This window comes from Robertmurraya sp. DFI.2.37 (assembly GCF_029211245.1).
Classification (GTDB): Bacteria; Bacillota; Bacilli; order Bacillales; family Cytobacillaceae; genus Robertmurraya; species Robertmurraya methanolica_A.
Genome location: NZ_JARGEJ010000001.1, coordinates 262303 through 281168 on the forward strand (window position 1 = coordinate 262303; position 18866 = coordinate 281168).

Genomic DNA, 18866 nt, shown 5'->3' on the forward strand with positions numbered 1-18866 from the left:
TTTCAGCCCCCTAGCTTTTTCATTAATTCGTTGTATTCTTCCTCTGTAATGGTACCTTCAAGCAGCATTTCACGAAGCTTCGCTTTCTTTGCATGATTTTCATCTTTATTTTTAGATTGCTGTAAGTTTTTCTTTGGTGCTGCACTGTATTTTTTTAGAAAATACACAAGCAAAATCGTAGACATAACTGTAATGACACTAATGACAGTAATAATTAGCCATGTCGGAATCTTCTCCTCGTTATTTCGCACAGACGCTTGTTGCATTCCAGCACTTCCTGCCATTTCTTCCATGATTTTTGTGGTTGTTCGATCATCTGCTCGTTCATATTCCAATTTTATTGATTTTTCTTCTCCTTTTTTCATCCCTTGAACTTGGTACAGAAACATATTCATGTTATAACTATTCTTTTGATGCGTTTCAGCTTCCGGTTCAAGCTTAAAGCTTTCGGTCTTTAGCGGCTCCACGAAAATCAAGTTCATTAAACCAATATCGGCAAAGCTTTCGAAATGAAAGTCCAATGTCTTTTTATCTCCATCAACGATAGAGTCTGTATAATACTCAATCACAAAGCGATACAATTCCTGCGGTTGAATTTCTTCACTTGTCTCCCATGAGATAAAGCCCTCTTTTTCATCCAATTCATACTCAATTTCATACATATCTCGCATATCTGCTGAGTAATCTGCAACAAAACCTATTTTAAAATTCTTCTCCTTTGTTGGAAGAGGAATCTGAATTTTCCCTTTCTGTGCCTTGTCTGTATTATTTAATAACGAACCATGATAGCCAACAAGCAAAGGCGGTCGCTTTCCTTCCTTATCTTTTGGATGATAGGAATACTCAGGCAATATCTGGACAGTAAGTTCTTCCATTTTCAGTGAATCTTTTGTTTCTTCAGCACTTGCACTTCCCGTTACCATCAAACTTAAACAAAAAACAAACGTCCATAAGAACGATAATCTTCTCAATGTGTGTACACCCTTTCTCCCTTTATGAACACAATAGTGACATTTTTGTGAACTTATTCACATTAATGCTAATTAATAACGAATTCCTCTCCATCATTCAATCATTTATATCAATTCCTCTTCTGTGATATATCGCACAAAATATGATCATCCTATTACCAAATTGTGAACAAATAGAGAGCCCCTTATTTACAACAAAGCATTATAAACAAAGAAAGCATCGCTCACCCAATGGTTCGAGAGAGCAATGCTTTCTTTTACAAAAGTATGTATTAAATCGTCTTTTTCGTTATTTCAATTTGAGTTAATTTATTATCCTCAATTGCTTTAATTAGGAAATGCAAATGATGATATTCTAATGTCTCCCCTACTTTAGGGAAATAACCGAACTCCTTAAATAAAAAACCAGCTAGAATATCTTCATCTTCTGGAATCTTTGTTTTAAATACTTCGTTTAGACGACGAATGCCTAATTTTCCATGACAAACGATATGAGAATCGGTCAGTTCTTCAATTAGAACTTCTTCATTTAAATCGGTTTCATCTTCAATTTCCTGACCAAGCATAGCCTCGATAATGTCCTCATGACTAATGATTCCTTTCGTACCGCCGTACTCATCTAATACGATTGCAATATGCTTTTTTTCCTTAAGCATCATCTTAAAGAGCTTCTCTATAGAGAGTGCTTCTATAACAAAAAGTGGCTTTGTATCAATAAACTCTTGTAAATCTTTCTCTTCCTGCAATGACCACTCTAATAACTGCTTTGAGTGAAAGACACCAACAATATTATCCATATCCTCTTTATAAACTGGATATCTCGTATAATTGTTACTTATAACAATATCTCTTACTTCTTCATACTTAGAATTCAGTGGGATCCCAACAATATCCATTCTCGGTGTTTTTAGGGCATCGCGCACGTCCATATCATAAAAATCGATAACCCCTTTAATTCTCTTTGTTTCCTCGTTTTTAAAGGTTCCTTCTGTCGTTGCAATATCTACCATTGTCATAAGCTCTTCCTTGGAAATGGAAACCCCCTCAGCATTTTCCTTTGCCAAAAATTTAATAATAATTCTTGTGAATTTCGATAGCAAAAACGTCAACGGCTTCAGTAAAATCAAGAGACCAGAAATCACAGGGAAAACCAGATACGATATTTTCTCAGAAAAAGTAGCTGCAATAGATTTCGGAAGCACCTCGGCAAAGATAATCAAGACAACAGTCAATATTCCTGTAGCGATTCCAACGTTTATGCCATACTCAATTGCCATAATGGTAACAAGTGTCGGGAGCATAATATTCGAGATATTATTTCCGATCAGAATGGCCGTAATCAACTCATCTGGCTTTGAAACAAGTTTCAATAATTTTTGTGATTTCACGTCTTGCTGATCAGCTCTTGTCTTTATTTTCATTTTATTAACAGCGGTTAAAGCCGTTTCACTCCCTGATAGAAAAAAAGACATTAACATAAAGAACAGAATTGCCAAAAACAATTTTTTTCCCTCCAATTAAAAGCACACAAGTGCCTCTCACTTTGCTAGATGACAATTATGAAGAATTGTATCGGCAGATTATATCGGAAAATATGCCTAACACAGCGCTTTATTTTCTATAATACTGATTCCTCCAAAGGAGATCATGTATTATTAAAAACTCTCATCTCTAGTTCTTACCTTTGGCACAAACGAAATTGAACTATTTATTTCGTTAAAACTTTATTTTGCAACATCTTCTTAATCTGATTGTTCATTAAAAAAATGCGATGGAGAATGTTAACGCTGAAACAAATAAATTTATCGTCCTCAATCAGGACAGCTTGCGGCAACAAAGCAGAAGCAATCGTCCATATATGAAGATCATAAACATTTATTACGCGATCTATTCCTTCGAACTTCTTTCACCTTCTACAGTTTAAATATTTTTGATTTTTCCACCTTCAAAATATGAAAGTGTACTCCCCCCGATTTACATATAACTAGCAGCACATAACAGCTTACACATTGCGAATTTTGATTTGATGATTGACAGTGACATTTAGTAGCAATAGTGATTTGCAATACTTTTTGCAATCTGACAAACTAAAGATTCTTCTTGAAATAGGATAATGAATTCAAATATTTTCACCATTTTCAGTTCCTGCTAATGTTTCAAAAATTGGTGGTTTTTTTAATCGAATTATTTACGTATAACAAACGATACATGAACAGATGCTCATTTATCTATAATTAGATTACCATATTACCCATAAATGTAAAGAAAAACCGACTAAAATTCAGCCGGTTTCAAAGCCATTATAAACTTTTATCATCAACGGAGTTTAACCATTTTTCGATTTCTCCAACAACGGACTGTACACAGCCTTCTTTAAATGGAGAAATTAGGTTTGCTTCCTTTACGAGTTCTGTAAACGGCAAACTACCTCCTAATTTGCACAGCTTCAAATAGTCACCCCATGCTTCTTCATGATTTTCTCTGGATCGCTTCCAAAATTGAAAAGCACAGATTTGAGCTAAAGTATAATCAATATAGTAGAAAGGTGAATTATAAATATGGCCTTGACGCTGCCAAAATCCGCCATTCTCTAAATATGCAATTCCATCATAATCTCGATGCGGCAAGTATGTTTTTTCAATTTCTCTCCAGGCAGCCTTCCGTTCCTTAGGTGAAGCTGTCGGATTTTCATAAACCCAATGCTGAAATTCATCTACAGAAACTCCATATGGAAGAAATAATAAGCTAGAACTCAAATGAGAGAATTTGTATTTTTCTGTATCTTCCGCAAAAAATAATTCCATCCATGGCCAAGTAAAAAACTCCATACTCATAGAGTGAATTTCTGCCGCTTCATATGTTGGCCAATAATACTCTGGAATGTCAAAATGACGGCTTGAATAGATTTGAAATGCATGACCAGCTTCATGCGTTAATACATCAATATCCCCGGAAGTACCATTAAAATTAGAAAATATAAACGGAGCTTTGTAATTTTCGATAAAGGTACAGTAGCCGCCACCCGCTTTCCCCTTTTTTGCTACAAGATCCATTAAGTTTTCTTCTCTCATATATTGAAAGAATTCACCTGTCTCTTTGGAGAGCTCATTATACATTTGTTGACCGTTTTCAATAATCCAGTCAGGGTTGCCTTTAGGAATCGCATTGCCAGAAGTAAAATTGAAACCTTCATCAAAGAACTTTAATGAATCGACACCTATTCTTTCCTGTTGACGTTTTCTTAATTTACTAGCGATCGGAACAATAAATTCTTTTACTTGATTGCGAAATTTAGCGACCATTTCCGCATTGTAATCCGTTCTATACATTCTATAATAAGCTAGTTCAACAAAATTATTATAACCAAGTTTCTGAGCAATCTCAGTACGAACCTTTACTAACTCATCATAAATACGATCCAATTCATCCTCATGTTCTGCGAAAAATCCAAAACGTGCAGCACTTGCTTTCTTTCTCATGCTGCGGTCCTTTGATTCTGTAAAGGGCTCTAATTGAGCAAGCGTTCTTTCTTCACCTTCAAACATTATCTTCGCAGAAGCGATAAGCTTAGTATATTCACTTGAAAGTTTATTTTCCATTTGCAGCAGTGGCACTACTTCTGGCGAAAATACCTTTAGTTGTGCTTCTGCAAGAGCAAATAACTGTTTGCCCCACTTCTTTTCAAGCTCAGGGCGAAATTTTGAATGAACTAATGCTTCATAATATTTGGTCACAAGCCCGTCAATTTGCGGTTCTAATTCATCGGTGGCATCCTGTTCTTGCTTATAAAATTCATCGTTTGTATCAATCGAATGTCGAATATAGACTAAATTAAACATTGTTCCTACATCATTGCGAATATCATTAATCTCTTGCATTACTTTATTTTGCTCGTCAGCGGTTTTTGCTTCATTGAAACTTTTGATCAACCTCTCAAAATTTCTTTCAATTGTTTCTAAATTCGGTCTCGTATATGTAAACTGCTCAAATCCCACTAAATAGCCCCCTATTCGAAAAATTTAGAAATTACAAAGTAATTATACAGGAAAAAGACGAACCAGTCTATTTAATAGAAAAATAGGCTTTTGTTGCCGTGATGATTTTTTGGTTGATTCCGTGCGAAACAAAGATCTATACAGCATGAGCTAGAGAAAGACAAATTGATTTAGATTTAAACAATCGTTTACATTTTATAATTTCCATAAGTAAAGAGCATGAGGCAAAAACAAAAAAGGAATCCTCCTTTTATCGATTATTTAATAAGCAAAATCCCTAAAGACCTACACACAAGAAAAAGCTGATATCAAAAAGTCGTTTCTAACGATTTTTGACACAGCTTCTCACAGCAATATGGCATTTGCTTTACTTACGAAACAGACAGACCAAGTTTTTTCAAAAGCGCAATCGCTTCATTCTTTTCATCATTAGAAAGCTCGGACATTAGTTGATGAATTTTTTGTTCATGCTGAGGGAAAACATCTTCGATGAATTTTTTTCCGCTATCGGTAATTTGTGCAAACGTAACCCTTCTATCATTTGGACAAGCTACCCGAACTAAATACCCCTTTTCCTCCAACTTGTCAACGACGTAAGTAATACTTCCGCTTGCTAAAAGGATTTTTCCGCCTATTTGTTGGAGTGGTTGCTCCCCTTTATGATAAAGCAATTCTAAAACAGCAAACTCTGTCGGATTTAATCCATAAGTATGAATTAATTTATTGACATTTTCATTGACCGCGCGATAGGCACGGGACAATACGATAAATAGCTTAAGAGATTGTTTAATTTCATCGTTATTCATATATCTCAAATCCTTTAAACGAAATATAGTTTTTCAAGGCCTCCTATGCCTGCTTAGCTCAATAATATGGCAAAAACCTCTAATATCTTGATTTAAAACTATTATAGAGAAAACTCCTGTTCTATGTCAATTTCATGAAGCTTTTGTAAAAGAATTACTAAATCAAAGACTCTGTTATATGTTCGTGCTGATTTTTGCCACACTTTCTCAACCTTTCAGCATAACCTGATAGTCGTTCAAAACCAAGACTGCACCCGAAATAAAACAATAACTGTCTTATCTACAATATTGTTAAACAATAACAAAAAAGTTCGTCTCTATAAATAATTCGATGTTATTTAATGCTATAATATTAATGAACTATCCAGTTTTTACAAAATTTCAAGCACGGTTAAACGTATAATTCAGCATTACAACTTTTCTTTTATGCTGGAAAATTGTTTATGGCGGAATTGCTTAAACTTTGACCTATCAACAGCATGTGTTATTTTTTTGCAATTTCTCGCTCAAATTTGATAAGGTGTGTATATTAACAATTTTACTTAACTAAAAAATGAATAAAGCTTTGGAGCCACTTAATGAAAAAACATCTGAAATTATTGATTATCTATCTTATTGTCGTATTTGTTCCAACCATCATTGGAAGTTCTTATTTCATCCATTTACGATCGATAATTAATTTAAATGAACGAATAAATGAAGCCAACTGGATTGCCTCGATTCATGAATCACATTGGGATAAGTTTATTAGCGGGACGGTAACCTCCCTTGAAATGATCGCTATGACCGCAAAAACTTTATTCGACGATCTAGAGCAAATGAAGCCTTTGCTCGAAAAGGCTCACCAATCAGATCCTCGCTATGGGGGGATTTATTTAGTAGGAAAAAATGGGGGGATTATTGCCGGTTCAAACCAGCACTTACCCGAAAGTACTTATATTGAAAAAGAGTTAGTTAATGAAGTCACGAAAACAAAGGATGTTATCATTTCAAATGATTCGTTTTCTTTAGAAAACGGACAGACGGTCATCGGACTTGCCTACCCTATATTAGCCGAAAACAATGAATTGATGGCCGTATCATTGGCACTGTTACGAATTGATTACGTCGAAAACTTAATGAAAGTTCTCACACCTGACTCAAAAATCTTGCTATTAAGCGCAAATGAAAATATATTAATGACGTTTAATATGAAAGAAACCGAAAAAATTGAAGATCTTACAAATGAGGAGAAATGGGTCACTTATCCGATCGAGCGTCTGCCATGGAAGTTAAAAGTAAAAGTGGATGAGAAAGAAAAAACTGTGATAGATTCATTGATGATTATTGGAATTCATCTGATTCTTACCCATATTCTATTTTTACTAATCAATTATTTATTGCTTAAGCGTCAGGCAGCAATCGAAAGAAAAGAAAATGAAGCGCAAAAGCTAGAACTAGTCGGCACACTAGCAGCTAGCACCGCCCATGAAATCCGCAATCCATTAACGGGAATTAAAGGGCTTGTACAACTTCTTAGTGAAAAATACGATGAACCGACTGATCGCATGTATTTTTCCGTCATTGATAAAGAAATAGAACGGATCAATGAAATTGTGAGTGAATTTCTAATTTTAGGGAAGCCGACAGCGCAAAAAATGGAAATTGTTGATATTTCTGGTGTTCTTAGAGAACTTTATCCATTAATCTTATCGGAAGCAACTTTTAATAGAGTTCATCTTCATTACGAAGTTGCAACAGACCCCATTCTTGTCAAATGTACTAAAGACCAAATGAAGCAAGTTATTTTAAACATTACAAGAAATGCTTTTGAAGCAATGAAGGGCGAAATAAAATCCGAGGGAATCCTGACAGTAGAATTGCGTAAAGAAAACCATCTTTGCGAAATTATCATTACAGATACCGGAGTTGGAATCAACGAAAAAGTGATTGAACAAATATTTACTCCTTTTTATACTTCAAAAGAAACAGGTACTGGACTCGGTTTAGTCGTGTGCAAACGTATTTTACAATCATTTAACGGAGAAATTTTGATTACTAGCGAAGAACATAAAGGAACTACAGTCATACTTAAACTACCTCTAATTAGTTCTTCCTAACAAATAACCAACCTCTAAAGGCAGGTCTGTTTTCAGCCAAAAACAGGCCTGTCTTTTTATATTCTGATGACGAAAGCATTGTTGTCAAATATCGATGAATAATAGGGAAGATTGCCTTCAGTGCAAGCACCTCTAATTACCTTAATCAAGCTGATGTTTGATAGAAACTAGACGTAAATTCACTCATTTCAGGGAAGTATTCACATCATAAACCTTATAACTCAACGAGCGGCATCTTCCTTTCAATGCGCGCTCTTATTTCCTTTAATAGACTTTTGACCCGTTCACTGCGATCAGCTGGGGCAATTTTCTTATGAAATACAGTATACAGCGTTACATCCCTTAATCGCAAAAAAAGGGAAACTTGTTTTTTCCATTCATCGGGCAAAATATTTTCTGTCGTATAGCCTGCTAAGAAAGACTCTAAAAAGATACTAGCAAATGCCTTCCTTTCTCCTTTCTTATTTTCAGGGTAACGAAATAAAGTAGCGTAATATAACCAGTGAAAGCAACAATCATCAAAATCAAAAACATGAATATCCTTTCCATCATAAAAGAAATTACCATGATGAAGATCAGAATGAATCAAGCCGTATTGGTCATCCGTTCTTTCTAACCGTTCAACATCTGAGATCAGCTTCTTCGCATTGGCTATGACTAGCTCCTCATCCTTAGGAATGAATCTCTCAATTGCAAGAAGCTCATCTTCATTCCAATGTAACCTTTCTTTGATTTCCTCCCCTCGGCAATACTCTTTCGTTGCAGTATGAATTTTCCCAACCGTTCTCCCCCATTGATAAAATAATTTCTTCGAAAAACTCTCATCATTAACCTTAACTGGACGACCTGGAGCCTTTGAGAATAAGCACGCAAAAAAAGTAGAGCCATCCCTTGCCCGTATAGCTGTGACAAGCTTGCCATTAACAGTTTCGTAGACCTTTGGCACATTTATCCCGTATTTGTAAAGATAGTTGATCCAATCCAATTCTGAACAAATGGATTCCGCACTTCTATGTGAACTATGAGTGAGCCTTAATATATATGTTTTTTTATCCTTTATTACTTCGTAAACATAATTCTCAAAATCACCAAGCTTTTTCACTTCTCTTTGAATGGCAAACTGTCGTAAAGCTACCTCCATAATTTCATCGGTAAATAAATTAGCAACATTTTTTTCCAAGCACATCAGCCTCCGAGTTTCATTCTTTTAAATTTTTTTGCAAAACTGACCAATTTCCTCCCAATTTCTTGTAAGATAGCATTATCACAATTCGAAAGAAGGGTATAAAATTGAGTCAAGCTGCCATAACTTCTCAACTATACAAAAAAGAAATGGAGAAGACGAATTACAAAATTTTGATCATCATGGGTATTTGCCACTTATTAAACGATTCCATTCAGGCGGTTGTTCCTGCTATGTTTCCCATCCTTGAAAAATCGATGGGATTGACCTTTACACAATTAGGAATTATCGCTTTTGCATTAAATATGGTCGCCTCCATTATGCAGCCTGTCGTTGGAATCATGACTGATAAAAAACCTATGCCCTATGCATTACCTATTGGTTTAACATCAACATTGATTGGAGTATTGGGGCTGGCTTTTGCCCCCTCATTTGCTTCAATAGTCTTGTCTGTCCTCTTAATCGGTATAGGCTCAGCCGTTTTTCATCCAGAGGGTTCGCGAGTGGCTTATATGGCTGCTGGTAAAAGGAGAGGCCTCGCTCAATCTATTTATCAAGTAGGAGGAAATTCTGGGCAAGCACTTGCTCCGCTCATTACTGCTCTAATATTAGTGCCTTTGGGACAAAAAGGTGCAGTCTGGTTTACTTTTGTTGCGGCGATCGCCGTTTTGCTTTTAATATACATCGCAACATGGTATACAAAGAAGCTACGCTTCGATTTAGAAATATTAAAACGAAAAGGTAAGGGAGCGACTGCAACAACCTCCCCTTACTCAAACAATATCGGGCTCTATTTAACGCTGCTATTATTTTTAATTTTTGCCCGCTCATGGTACGTATCTGGAATGACCAATTACTATGCGTTCTTTGCGATTGAAAATTACCAGTTTTCCATTCAAAAAGCTCAAATTTATTTATTTGCCTTTTTAGTGGCTGGAGCCATCGGGACATTTTTTGGCGGTCCTTTAGCTGACCGCTTTGGAAAAAGAAACATTATTTTGCTATCACTAATCGGAACATTACCATTATCCATTTTGCTTCCATTCGCTTCACCAGCTTTTGCTTTTATCCTATTGGCATTAACAGGATTTGTCCTAATGTCAAGCTTTTCTGTTACTGTTGTTTATGCTCAGGAACTTGTTCCTGGAAAGATTGGATTAATGTCTGGTTTAACAGTTGGTCTGGCATTTGGAATGGGAGCCATCGGTTCAGTAGTATTAGGATATATGGCCGATCAAATTGGGATCACGTTAACGATTATTTTGACAGGTTTTCTCCCTATTTTAGGGATATTGACATTATTCCTACCTCAAGATAAAAAATAACATTTCTTCAAACAGGAAAATCGACCAAGCAATAGCTGTCCTTATTTTCCTGTTTCTTTTCGTTGTAATCGTTTTAATTTTTCGAAAATTAGTAACAAAATAGAGCTACAATTGCTTGCATTACCATATATAATAATAATACAAAATAAAAAATGATGGAAAGGAGGAGTCTTCATGCATTTCCAAAATTATCGCGATTTTTATCAGTTGAAACTCATTCCAATCAACTTAAATGACCACATGCCATCAAGCGATGTTACACATTGGCTTATCGCATTAGAGGGGCATGCTCCTTCCGATGATTCTGAATTTTATCTTTGGAATGTCGTTGTTTATCAAGCAAACTCCGATGGGTATTTCCATAAGAAAAAACCTTATTATATTTCTTCAAGTTTTAACTGCTTCCATAAAGCATGTGAAGCAGCATCAAAATTAACAGAGAAAATGAAAAACCCCCATTTTAATTTTGTTGCCACTGAAAATATTGGCTAACCTCACTTACTCTTCTATTAGTATCTCCCTTCTTTTTAAAATTTCATGTGAAATACTATACAGATAGTAAGAAGAAGACGATTATAAAATATCGTGAAAATTTTCCACATTACCACGAAATCATTAATAAAATTTTAAATTTAAGACAAACTATCGATAACAGGTGATGAAGAAGGATAACTAATGTGTAAAATGTGCAACTGCTTCATCCTTGTGAAACTTTTTCTCATAAGAAAGGTGGTTTGTATGGAACATTTTAAGGCATTAGCACTTAAATTTATTGCAACGCTGGCACTTTTGTATATTATTTTAGGCTTATACTATGGAATGACGTTTGGAACGGTATTTCTAATCACACTAATCGTAGGAATTATTTCTTATATTGTAGGTGATTTAGGAATTCTCCCAAGAACAAACAATGCCATTGCAACATTAGCAGATTTTGGACTTGCACTTGCTGTCATTTGGGTCATGATTTCATTGTTAACTGCTTCAACGAATGCATTTACGATGGCATTATTTTCTGCTATCGGAGTAACGGTCTTCGAATTTTTCTTCCACAGCTATATGGCAAATATCTTGAAAAATCCTCAAGATCGGGATGATCAAACAAAAAGAAGAAATCTGCAATATCAAACTGAAGCGTCGGAAGAATTTACACCAGAGGTTAACAAAGATTACGAAAATCGAAGATGAAAACAAAAGCGAAAGCGCCTTACTCATCGACGAAAATAACTGGACTTTTCGCAGGGAGAGGACCTGAAATTGGTATCCCCATGGAAAAGCTGTACACAACTGCAAAACCTAAATTTCCTGCAAAGAAATAAGTGGAAGCTGATTGCTTCCACTTTTTTTCTAAGCAAGCCTAAAAACGATGCCATGCCCACCTTTTGGATATTCCCACTTTATGTTTTGTTGAGGGCAGCCGATACGACAACTACCACACTCATGGCAGCCTTCATATCCCACCTGCATTCTCGTTCCTTCCCATTTATACACTTCCGCTGGACAAAAAATGGTACAAAGTTTTTCCGGACAACTCTTCTGGCAAATTTCATGATCAAGAATTGTTAAATGTGACTTTGTATCCGCCTTAAATCGGGTTAAATATTGCTTTTCTTCAATAGTACTTGTTGACATTATTTCACCGCCTTCCATGCACGGTAAAGATCCTTAATTACTGTAAGCGTTCCCTTTTCCCCTGTAAATCCTTTAACAATTTGTTTTTGCTTTTCTCTCTTCGATGTGCCATCGACAGTGAAAAATTTATTCATTGCTTGATTCATCATTGGAACATACTCGTTGAAATATTGTGGGTGATGCTCAAAGGTGTGAGCTGCATCCTTATATTTCTCCAAATCTTTCATGATAAAGCTTTCATACAACGCTTCCCGATACTTATTCAAGCTTGCTTCACTAAAGTCTTCGCGCTCTTTAGCTTTAATAATTGCCTCTGCTGCCATTTTTCCTGACGCCATCGCCATGTTAGATCCTTCGCGATGGATGGCATTGACAAGCTGAGCAGCATCACCAACGACAACCACTCCATTTCCAGCTACTTTTGGAACGGAATGAAAGCCACCTTCAGGTATTAAATGAGCAAGATACTCGGCAGAGTCTCCTCCGGCAAGGAGTGGTGCGACCATCGGATGATTTTTTAAGTAATCTAATAAATCATAAGGTTTTAGTTTAGCCTTCATCATACTCGATAATGTCGTGCCAACACCGATGTTCAAACTATCTTTATTTGTATACAGAAAAGCTGTTCCTAAGTTTCCTTTTGTTGAATCACCGAATATTTCAATCGTACAGCCTTGATTGTCTTCAAGATTGAATCGATCGTTAATTTTTTCCTTCGGTAAATTGATAACCTCCATGACCGAAAGAGCGACTTCATCTGGTTTTAGCTCTTTTCGAAAGCCTAACTGTTGGGCTAAAAGTGAATTAACCCCATCTGCTAAAACAACAACATCTGCTAAAATCTCTCCATCCGGACGGTCTGTTTTAACCCCAACCACTTTATTATTTTCAACGATACATTCTGTTACAACCGTCTCGTTTATTAAAAGAACCCCTTGCTCTACCCCCTTTTGGGCAAACCATCTATCAAAAGGAGCACGTAAAACAGTAAAGTTATTATAAGGCTCCTGTGCCCACTCTAACCCTTTGTAGCCAAATGTAACGGTCGACTCTTTATCCATCATCCAAAAGCGCTGTTCGACTATCGGCCTTTCTAACGGTGCATCTTTCCAAAATTCTGGAATAATCTCTTCGGTTTGCTTACGATATAATACCCCTCCCATTACATTTTTGCTACCAGGGTATTCACCTCTTTCAATTTGCAATACTTTTAAACCGCTTTTTGCACAAAGATAAGCACAAGCGGTGCCAGCAGGCCCAGCTCCAACTACTATCACATCGAATTTCTCAGACATAGCTTACTTCACCACCTTGTTCCACTCGCAATTGTTTTAACTGTTCGATCAATTTCGGAACAACTTCATGGGCATCCCCAACAATTCCATACGTAGCGACCTCGAAAATTGGTGCATTTGGATCATTGTTAATCGCAATAATAAGCTCAGAATTTTTCATTCCGACTACATGCTGAATCGCCCCTGATACCCCGATCGCAAAATAGATTTTTGGAGTAACTGTTTCGCCTGTTTGGCCAATTTGCAACTCATGTGGGAGCCATCCAGCCTCTATTACATCTCTTGTACCACCTACGCTTGCTCCGATTGTATTGGCAAGTTCATGAATTAATTTAAACCCCTCGGCATCCCCAAGCCCTTTGCCTCCACAAACGATGACATGAGCATCAGCCAAATTTGCTTTTTTCGTTACATCCTTCACAATATTGATAACCTTTGTCCTCATTTCCTCTTCATTTAATGCAATCTCCTCTTCGATGATTTTTCCCTGCCTACTTTCATCAAAGGGTAGCGCTTTCATTACTTTCGGACGAACGGTCGCCATTTGTGGGCGATTTTTCTTACATAAAATGGTTGCCATTATATTACCACCAAATGCCGGCCGACTCGCTTCTAACAACCTCTTATCGATATCAACATCCAACATCGTTGTGTCGGCTGTTAACCCAGTACTTAAGTCTGTTGCAACGGCACTTGCTAAATCCTTGCCATTCGGAGTTGCTCCGTATAAGAATATTTCTGGCTTATATTTTTCCGCCAAAAAATTGACACCCTTCATATAGGATTCTGTTCGGTAATGTTTTAAAACAGGATGATCGATTAAATACACAACATCCGCTCCGTAGCCAATAACTTGAGATGAAAGCTCTCTTATTCCTTCACCTAATAAAACGCCTGCGAGCGGAACAGCTAATTTTTCAGCGAGTTTTCTACCTGCTCCTAATAATTCCTTAGAAACTCCGGCAATTTCCCCATCACTTTGTTCTATAAATACCCATACGCCACGATACTCTTCTATCATGTAGGTCTCCCCCATCATCTTAACTTGAAATATTGTTCACTACTTCACATTAAGAAGTTCTTTTTTCTCTGATAATACTTCGATCAACTGTTTTACTTGTACATCGACTGCTCCTTCAAGTCTCTTTCCGCCATCTAATTTCGGAGGTGTAAACATTTTTCCGACGACAGTCGGTGAACCTTTTAACCCGAGCTGGGTTTTATCAACTGCTTCTAAGTCTCCAACAGACCAAACATTTGGCTTATATCGGGCAGCTCTAATCATATTTGGTAATGGAGAATAAGCAATTTGATTAATTTCCTTTTCTACAGTCAATAGGCATGGTAGCTGAACTTCAAGCTCCTCATAGCCATTCGTAAGCTTTCTTTTGACTAAAATGATTTTATTCTCCTTGTCAAATTTAGTCACTTCGATGACATTTGTAACCGGTGGAATATCCATTCTTCTAGCAATTCCAGGTCCTACTTGACCGGTATCCCCATCAATGGCATGCTTTCCACATATCACGATGTCAATTGGTTGCTTTTCAGCTATTTTCTCCAATGCTTTTGACAATGCGTAACTGGTTGCTAAAGTATCTGCTCCAGCAAACGCACGGTCTGAGATTAAATAGCCTTCATCTGCTCCAATCTCAATGCTTTTCTTAATTATTTCAGTTGCTTGTGGTGGTCCCATTGATAAAACAGAAATTTTTCCTTGACCTAAAGACTGCTTGAGTTTAACAGCTTCTTGTACGGCATGTGCATCATAAGGATTTAAAATGGCTGGTGCGCTCCGCCTGTCAAGCGTATTTGTCTTTGGATTAATTTTAATAATTTTTGTGTCTGGCACCTGTTTAACACAGACGACAATATGCATGCGATAAAAACCCCCTTCTTAGTTCGATGAATTTCACCATATATTTTGTAATGACTTCGATACGAAGACATATTACAAACAACTACGATTCGGTTTTAAATAAATGAAGTTTATAATTCATGTTGTTGGACTTTTACGATATTTGAAGTTCTTGAAGCTTGTTGAAGGAATCTATTGGAGTTAGGTTATTTTTACAAGTAAGCCGGTCTTGATAGCGGGTTGATGCAAGACTATAAACTTTTTTCCTATTCAGTTGCCTTGTATTTTGCTGTAAAAACGATCTTTCAATGATAAGCCGTCTCCTAGCTCACTTTTGTGCCAAGTATTATTGGCTCAGAACTAATTATATTGTTTAACGGACCCTAATAAAAACCATTGAAATCGTTTACACTCATCATATATTAATTACTCACTAGGCAACTATGATTTTTATCACATAATTCAAAATTTCCCATTTTTCAATCCTGTTTTTAGCATTGCTTTTGTAAAAATATTGTTGTTAAAAGCATTTTTGCCTCATTGTTTCAGATAACCTTTCAGCATGCGTGTGAAACCCTGATTTAACACGAATTGCTCCAAATAATTAGCAGCGAAGCTTAAATATTTCTAGATCAAAATGATGAGAATCGCGATTATTTAAAACCCTCCTCGTAAAACAAGGCGATAGACAAAGAAAAAGAAGACCTCCTTTGAAGCCTCCAAGCTTGTACAACTATTAAGTTTTTTAGACCAGTACCTGCAATTGTGGGATAATAAACATCATTTGTCTAAAATTTAGCTTCATTTCGTCTTCTCTTTTTCCATTAAAGAAACATTGATATTCATAAATAAGTTGATCTAGCTCTTGGCTGTATCGAATTGTATCATCACTTGTAAAACCTTTTCTATTTGCTGTTTCAATCATTTTCTCTCTCTTTTTTTGTATTTCATCCAGCATTAACCTACTATCATATTGCACCTCATATCCCCCTAATCATCATCCCATAATCCATTTCATTAGGCTCTATTTATTGTATTTCCAATCTGGAACATACGTTTATCATAGTTAATGCCAAAATCATAGGAAACATATCTTTTATAGTATCCTTGATGAATTATTACAAGAATTAATTCAAAAGTAAATAGAATCGCAATATTAGACAAAAAAATCTCCAAACTTAACAATAAATCTCAATCTTCTAAAGAATTTACCAGTTTAATTCGACATTATTCTTCCCATTCTTCACTTTTTAAATGAAGCACCTTCTAGTAGGAGAAGCTGTTCTTTTATATTTGTTTGCTTCCCGGCATAGCCTGTCAACGTTTTATCCTTGCCTATTACTCGGTGACAAGGAATAAAAATAGGTAATTGATTTGCCTTATTCGCCTGTCCGATCGCCCTCACTGCCTTTTCATTTCCAATTGCCAACGCAATATCTTGATAGCTCTTTGTTTTTCCATATGGAATTTCCTTTAATGCCTCCCAAACCTTCATTTGGAATAATGTTCCCTCTCCCCGTAGCGGGAGGTCAAATGTCTGCCTTTCTCCGGTAAAATATTGATGCAATTGGGTTACTGCTTTCATTAACAACGGCTGTTCCTGATCAAAAACAATGGATTTTTGATCTTCTGCTTCAATGAAATCTTCCTTATGAAGATAGAGTGCAGTAATGCTATTATTTTCTGTAACGATATAGAGCTGACCGATGATAGAATCATAGGTTGCATAATATTTCATTATTCTCAACCATCCTTGTTTTTAAAAATACTATTTAATTGGAAAAAGTAAAAGGGCAGGGTGGCACCTACGGCATAATTGAAGTTCAAATTATTCATGCTCTCGTTGAATCGTGCTCAAGTTGGATAAACGATACAGAACTTTTTTCACTAAAAGATACATACGTTACAAGCATCTTTATTTGCCTTATCGTAAATTGTGTACCGATTTGTGAAAGACTCATCGTTTACATCAACTAAAAATCTACCTTTTCGAAAAATATTTAAAAAGCGAAGAGTATGGAACGAAATATTGTCCTTCTCTATTTACCATTGTACATTATGATATCGATTTAATCGGCAATTTAATATGAAAGGTCGTACCTTTCCCCTCCTCACTTTCAACTTCAATCTTCCCTTTATGTTCATCAATAATCCGATAGGAAACCATCAACCCTAACCCAGTTCCCTTTTCCTTCGTCGTATAAAATGGCTCTCCTAGTTTTTGTAGCAGTTCTGGATCAATTCCTTCTCCCTCGTCTTGTATAGAGATGTATATATAATCATTCTCTTCCTTCATTGAAATATAGATGTATCCACCATTGCTCATTACCTCAATCGCATTTTTTAGGATGTTTATAAACACTTTTTTCAATTGATTGGGCTCACAATAAATCGATGGAATATCATTCTTTAACTCCAGCTTAAATTGAACATTATGTAGAACTGCTTGTGGCCTTAGCAGCTCGATTGTCTCCCGCATAATCTGAACTATGTCTTTTTCTAAAAATTTCGTAGCTTGTGGTTTGGCTAACACTAAGAACTCATTAATGATCGAATCGATCCGATTCAATTCAGTTTTTATTACTCCAAAATACATAGAGTGATCTTCGGTCATCGTATCTTCCAATAATTGAATAAACCCTTTCAGCGCTGTCATCGGATTGCGAATTTCATGGGCAATTCCAGCGGCAAGCTGTCCAACTACACTTAAAGTATCTGATTTGCGCAGATGTTCTTCGATTTGGAGTTTATCGGTAATATCTCGAAACGTGCTTAAATTTAAATTGGAGAACACATTTTGCTTCGTTGAATATTCCATATTCAGACGAACACCGTTCTCGAGCGTCAATGTTAAAACGCCTGTTGCATGTCCGTGTAACTGCAGCTGTCTTAAATGCTCCTCAATTTCCTTTGAATCAACTTTTTTATTTGCAAGTATATCGAGCAAAGAAAAACCAACTAAATCTTCTTTATGACCCCTAAAAAGCTTTTCTCCTGCCGGATTAACATCTACAATTTTAAATTCATTGTTCCAAAGCAATAAGCCCTCTAAAGTTTCCTCAAAAATACTCCGAAATTTCCTCTCTCTTTCCCGCAATTCTTGTTCCATCTCGTATCGCTCTGTAACATTCTGAAAAATAGTCATATGATGATCATTTACTGAATGAAGCTTTGTCGTAAATTCGAGTATTTTCTTTTGACCATTAGGCATAAGAAAAACTAGTTCATCACGTATTGAATCTTTATTGTACATTTCATTAAGCACTCTAATCGATTTGCTAGACTTGCTATAAATAAAGTCCTCGATTTTTTTATTTTTTAATTCTTCTTCACTGCTTTCAAAGATTTTACACGCAGATTGGTTCGCCTCAACAATTCCCTTTTCACTGCTCCAAAATATGATTCCATCTAACGCCTCTACAAATAAGTCCCGGTACAGTTCTCCCTGTTTTTGCACCTTATCTTCACGCATTGGCCATCTTGCGTCCTTTTTTACGGCTACTGATTGTAATTCCATATGTTCTTGCTGACACTCTTTCACCGTTTTCCCCCCTTTGTGCAAAGTAAATGAAATCCTCTAGGCTTTTCAAAACTTTATCCTACAACACTGTAAGTTTTTGAAAAAAGACGGCGTTTCGCAACCTTAATAGGCACTATTTTGCTATTTCCTGCGGTTTTAAAACTGCTATAATTTTCCTAAGG

At 36.2% G+C, this 18866-nt stretch carries 16 protein-coding genes; 4 read left to right on the forward strand and 12 right to left on the reverse strand.

Annotation, left to right across the window (positions count from 1 at the left end; all coding sequences use genetic code 11):
• Positions 1 to 2: 2 nt before the first annotated feature.
• The 4 genes from PZE06_RS01305 to PZE06_RS01320 all read right to left on the reverse strand — a co-directional run bounded on the left by PZE06_RS01305 (position 3) and on the right by PZE06_RS01320 (position 5772).
• Positions 3 to 971, reverse strand: a complete 969-nt coding sequence (locus tag PZE06_RS01305; RefSeq protein ID WP_150913086.1) for a hypothetical protein — start codon at positions 969 to 971, stop codon at positions 3 to 5.
• A gap of 272 nt (positions 972 to 1243) precedes the next feature.
• Positions 1244 to 2473, reverse strand: a complete 1230-nt coding sequence (locus PZE06_RS01310) for a hemolysin family protein (RefSeq protein ID WP_150913084.1) — start codon at positions 2471 to 2473, stop codon at positions 1244 to 1246.
• Between the two features lie 798 nt (positions 2474 to 3271).
• Complete coding sequence (locus PZE06_RS01315; protein ID WP_150913082.1) at positions 3272 to 4966, reverse strand: M3 family oligoendopeptidase; 1695 nt, start codon at positions 4964 to 4966, stop codon at positions 3272 to 3274.
• 371 nt (positions 4967 to 5337) lie between these two features.
• Positions 5338 to 5772, reverse strand: a complete 435-nt coding sequence (locus tag PZE06_RS01320) for a MarR family winged helix-turn-helix transcriptional regulator (protein WP_150913079.1) — start codon at positions 5770 to 5772, stop codon at positions 5338 to 5340.
• 578 nt (positions 5773 to 6350) lie between these two features.
• Between PZE06_RS01320 and PZE06_RS01325 the strand changes: the two genes are divergently transcribed.
• Positions 6351 to 7871 carry an ATP-binding protein gene (locus PZE06_RS01325; protein ID WP_150913077.1) on the forward strand — a complete coding sequence of 507 codons (1521 nt, stop codon included), beginning with the start codon at positions 6351 to 6353 and terminating at the stop codon, positions 7869 to 7871.
• 214 nt (positions 7872 to 8085) lie between these two features.
• On the opposite strand, the gene PZE06_RS01330 is transcribed toward PZE06_RS01325, so the two are convergent.
• Positions 8086 to 9051, reverse strand: coding sequence for a phosphotransferase enzyme family protein (locus tag PZE06_RS01330; RefSeq protein WP_150913075.1), 966 nt, complete (start codon positions 9049 to 9051; stop codon positions 8086 to 8088).
• A 152-nt stretch (positions 9052 to 9203) separates the two neighbouring features.
• Between PZE06_RS01330 and PZE06_RS01335 the strand changes: the two genes are divergently transcribed.
• The 3 genes from PZE06_RS01335 to PZE06_RS01345 all read left to right on the forward strand — a co-directional run bounded on the left by PZE06_RS01335 (position 9204) and on the right by PZE06_RS01345 (position 11567).
• Entirely contained in the window at positions 9204 to 10379 is a 1176-nt protein-coding gene (locus tag PZE06_RS01335; RefSeq protein ID WP_150913542.1) for an MFS transporter, read from the forward strand.
• 174 nt (positions 10380 to 10553) lie between these two features.
• On the forward strand, positions 10554 to 10871 hold the full coding sequence (locus PZE06_RS01340; protein WP_150913073.1) for a hypothetical protein: 318 nt from the start codon (positions 10554 to 10556) through the stop codon (positions 10869 to 10871).
• Positions 10872 to 11117: 246 nt separating this feature from the next.
• The gene (locus PZE06_RS01345; protein WP_150913071.1) at positions 11118 to 11567 is read left to right on the forward strand and encodes a YndM family protein; all 450 of its coding nucleotides are present in this window, start codon (positions 11118 to 11120) and stop codon (positions 11565 to 11567) included.
• Between the two features lie 159 nt (positions 11568 to 11726).
• Here the strand turns inward: PZE06_RS01345 and PZE06_RS01350 are convergent, their stop codons facing one another.
• From PZE06_RS01350 to PZE06_RS01380, 7 genes are all read right to left on the reverse strand, one after another.
• Positions 11727 to 12011 (reverse strand): ferredoxin family protein, encoded by a 285-nt coding sequence (locus PZE06_RS01350; protein ID WP_150913069.1) that lies wholly within the window; start codon positions 12009 to 12011, stop codon positions 11727 to 11729.
• On the reverse strand, positions 12011 to 13306 hold the full coding sequence (locus tag PZE06_RS01355; protein WP_150913067.1) for an FAD-dependent oxidoreductase: 1296 nt from the start codon (positions 13304 to 13306) through the stop codon (positions 12011 to 12013). The genes PZE06_RS01350 and PZE06_RS01355 overlap by 1 nt, the downstream gene beginning before the upstream one ends.
• Positions 13299 to 14327, reverse strand: coding sequence for an electron transfer flavoprotein subunit alpha/FixB family protein (locus PZE06_RS01360; RefSeq protein WP_150913065.1), 1029 nt, complete (start codon positions 14325 to 14327; stop codon positions 13299 to 13301). Before PZE06_RS01360 ends, PZE06_RS01355 begins: the two co-directional genes overlap by 8 nt.
• 39 nt (positions 14328 to 14366) lie before the next feature.
• On the reverse strand, positions 14367 to 15185 hold the full coding sequence (locus PZE06_RS01365) for an electron transfer flavoprotein subunit beta/FixA family protein (protein ID WP_150913063.1): 819 nt from the start codon (positions 15183 to 15185) through the stop codon (positions 14367 to 14369).
• 724 nt (positions 15186 to 15909) lie between these two features.
• The gene (locus PZE06_RS01370; protein ID WP_225310573.1) at positions 15910 to 16143 is read right to left on the reverse strand and encodes an aspartyl-phosphate phosphatase Spo0E family protein; all 234 of its coding nucleotides are present in this window, start codon (positions 16141 to 16143) and stop codon (positions 15910 to 15912) included.
• 264 nt (positions 16144 to 16407) lie between these two features.
• A complete protein-coding gene (locus tag PZE06_RS01375; RefSeq protein WP_150913061.1) occupies positions 16408 to 16902 on the reverse strand; it encodes a methylated-DNA--[protein]-cysteine S-methyltransferase in 495 nt (164 codons plus the stop codon).
• Between the two features lie 318 nt (positions 16903 to 17220).
• The gene (locus PZE06_RS01380; RefSeq protein ID WP_150913059.1) at positions 17221 to 18705 is read right to left on the reverse strand and encodes a PAS domain-containing sensor histidine kinase; all 1485 of its coding nucleotides are present in this window, start codon (positions 18703 to 18705) and stop codon (positions 17221 to 17223) included.
• Positions 18706 to 18866: the final 161 nt, after the last annotated feature.

Coding starts and splice junctions, on each gene's coding strand:
- PZE06_RS01340 (WP_150913073.1), top strand. CDS start 10,554: ATGCATTTCCAAAATTATCGCGATTTTTATCAGTTGAAACTCATTCCA.
- PZE06_RS01345 (WP_150913071.1), top strand. CDS start 11,118: ATGGAACATTTTAAGGCATTAGCACTTAAATTTATTGCAACGCTGGCA.
- PZE06_RS01365 (WP_150913063.1), bottom strand. CDS start 15,185: ATGCATATTGTCGTCTGTGTTAAACAGGTGCCAGACACAAAAATTATT.
- PZE06_RS01355 (WP_150913067.1), bottom strand. CDS start 13,306: ATGTCTGAGAAATTCGATGTGATAGTAGTTGGAGCTGGGCCTGCTGGC.
- PZE06_RS01335 (WP_150913542.1), top strand. CDS start 9,204: ATGGAGAAGACGAATTACAAAATTTTGATCATCATGGGTATTTGCCAC.
- PZE06_RS01350 (WP_150913069.1), bottom strand. CDS start 12,011: ATGTCAACAAGTACTATTGAAGAAAAGCAATATTTAACCCGATTTAAG.
- PZE06_RS01375 (WP_150913061.1), bottom strand. CDS start 16,902: ATGAAATATTATGCAACCTATGATTCTATCATCGGTCAGCTCTATATC.
- PZE06_RS01320 (WP_150913079.1), bottom strand. CDS start 5,772: ATGAATAACGATGAAATTAAACAATCTCTTAAGCTATTTATCGTATTG.
- PZE06_RS01360 (WP_150913065.1), bottom strand. CDS start 14,327: ATGATAGAAGAGTATCGTGGCGTATGGGTATTTATAGAACAAAGTGAT.
- PZE06_RS01325 (WP_150913077.1), top strand. CDS start 6,351: ATGAAAAAACATCTGAAATTATTGATTATCTATCTTATTGTCGTATTT.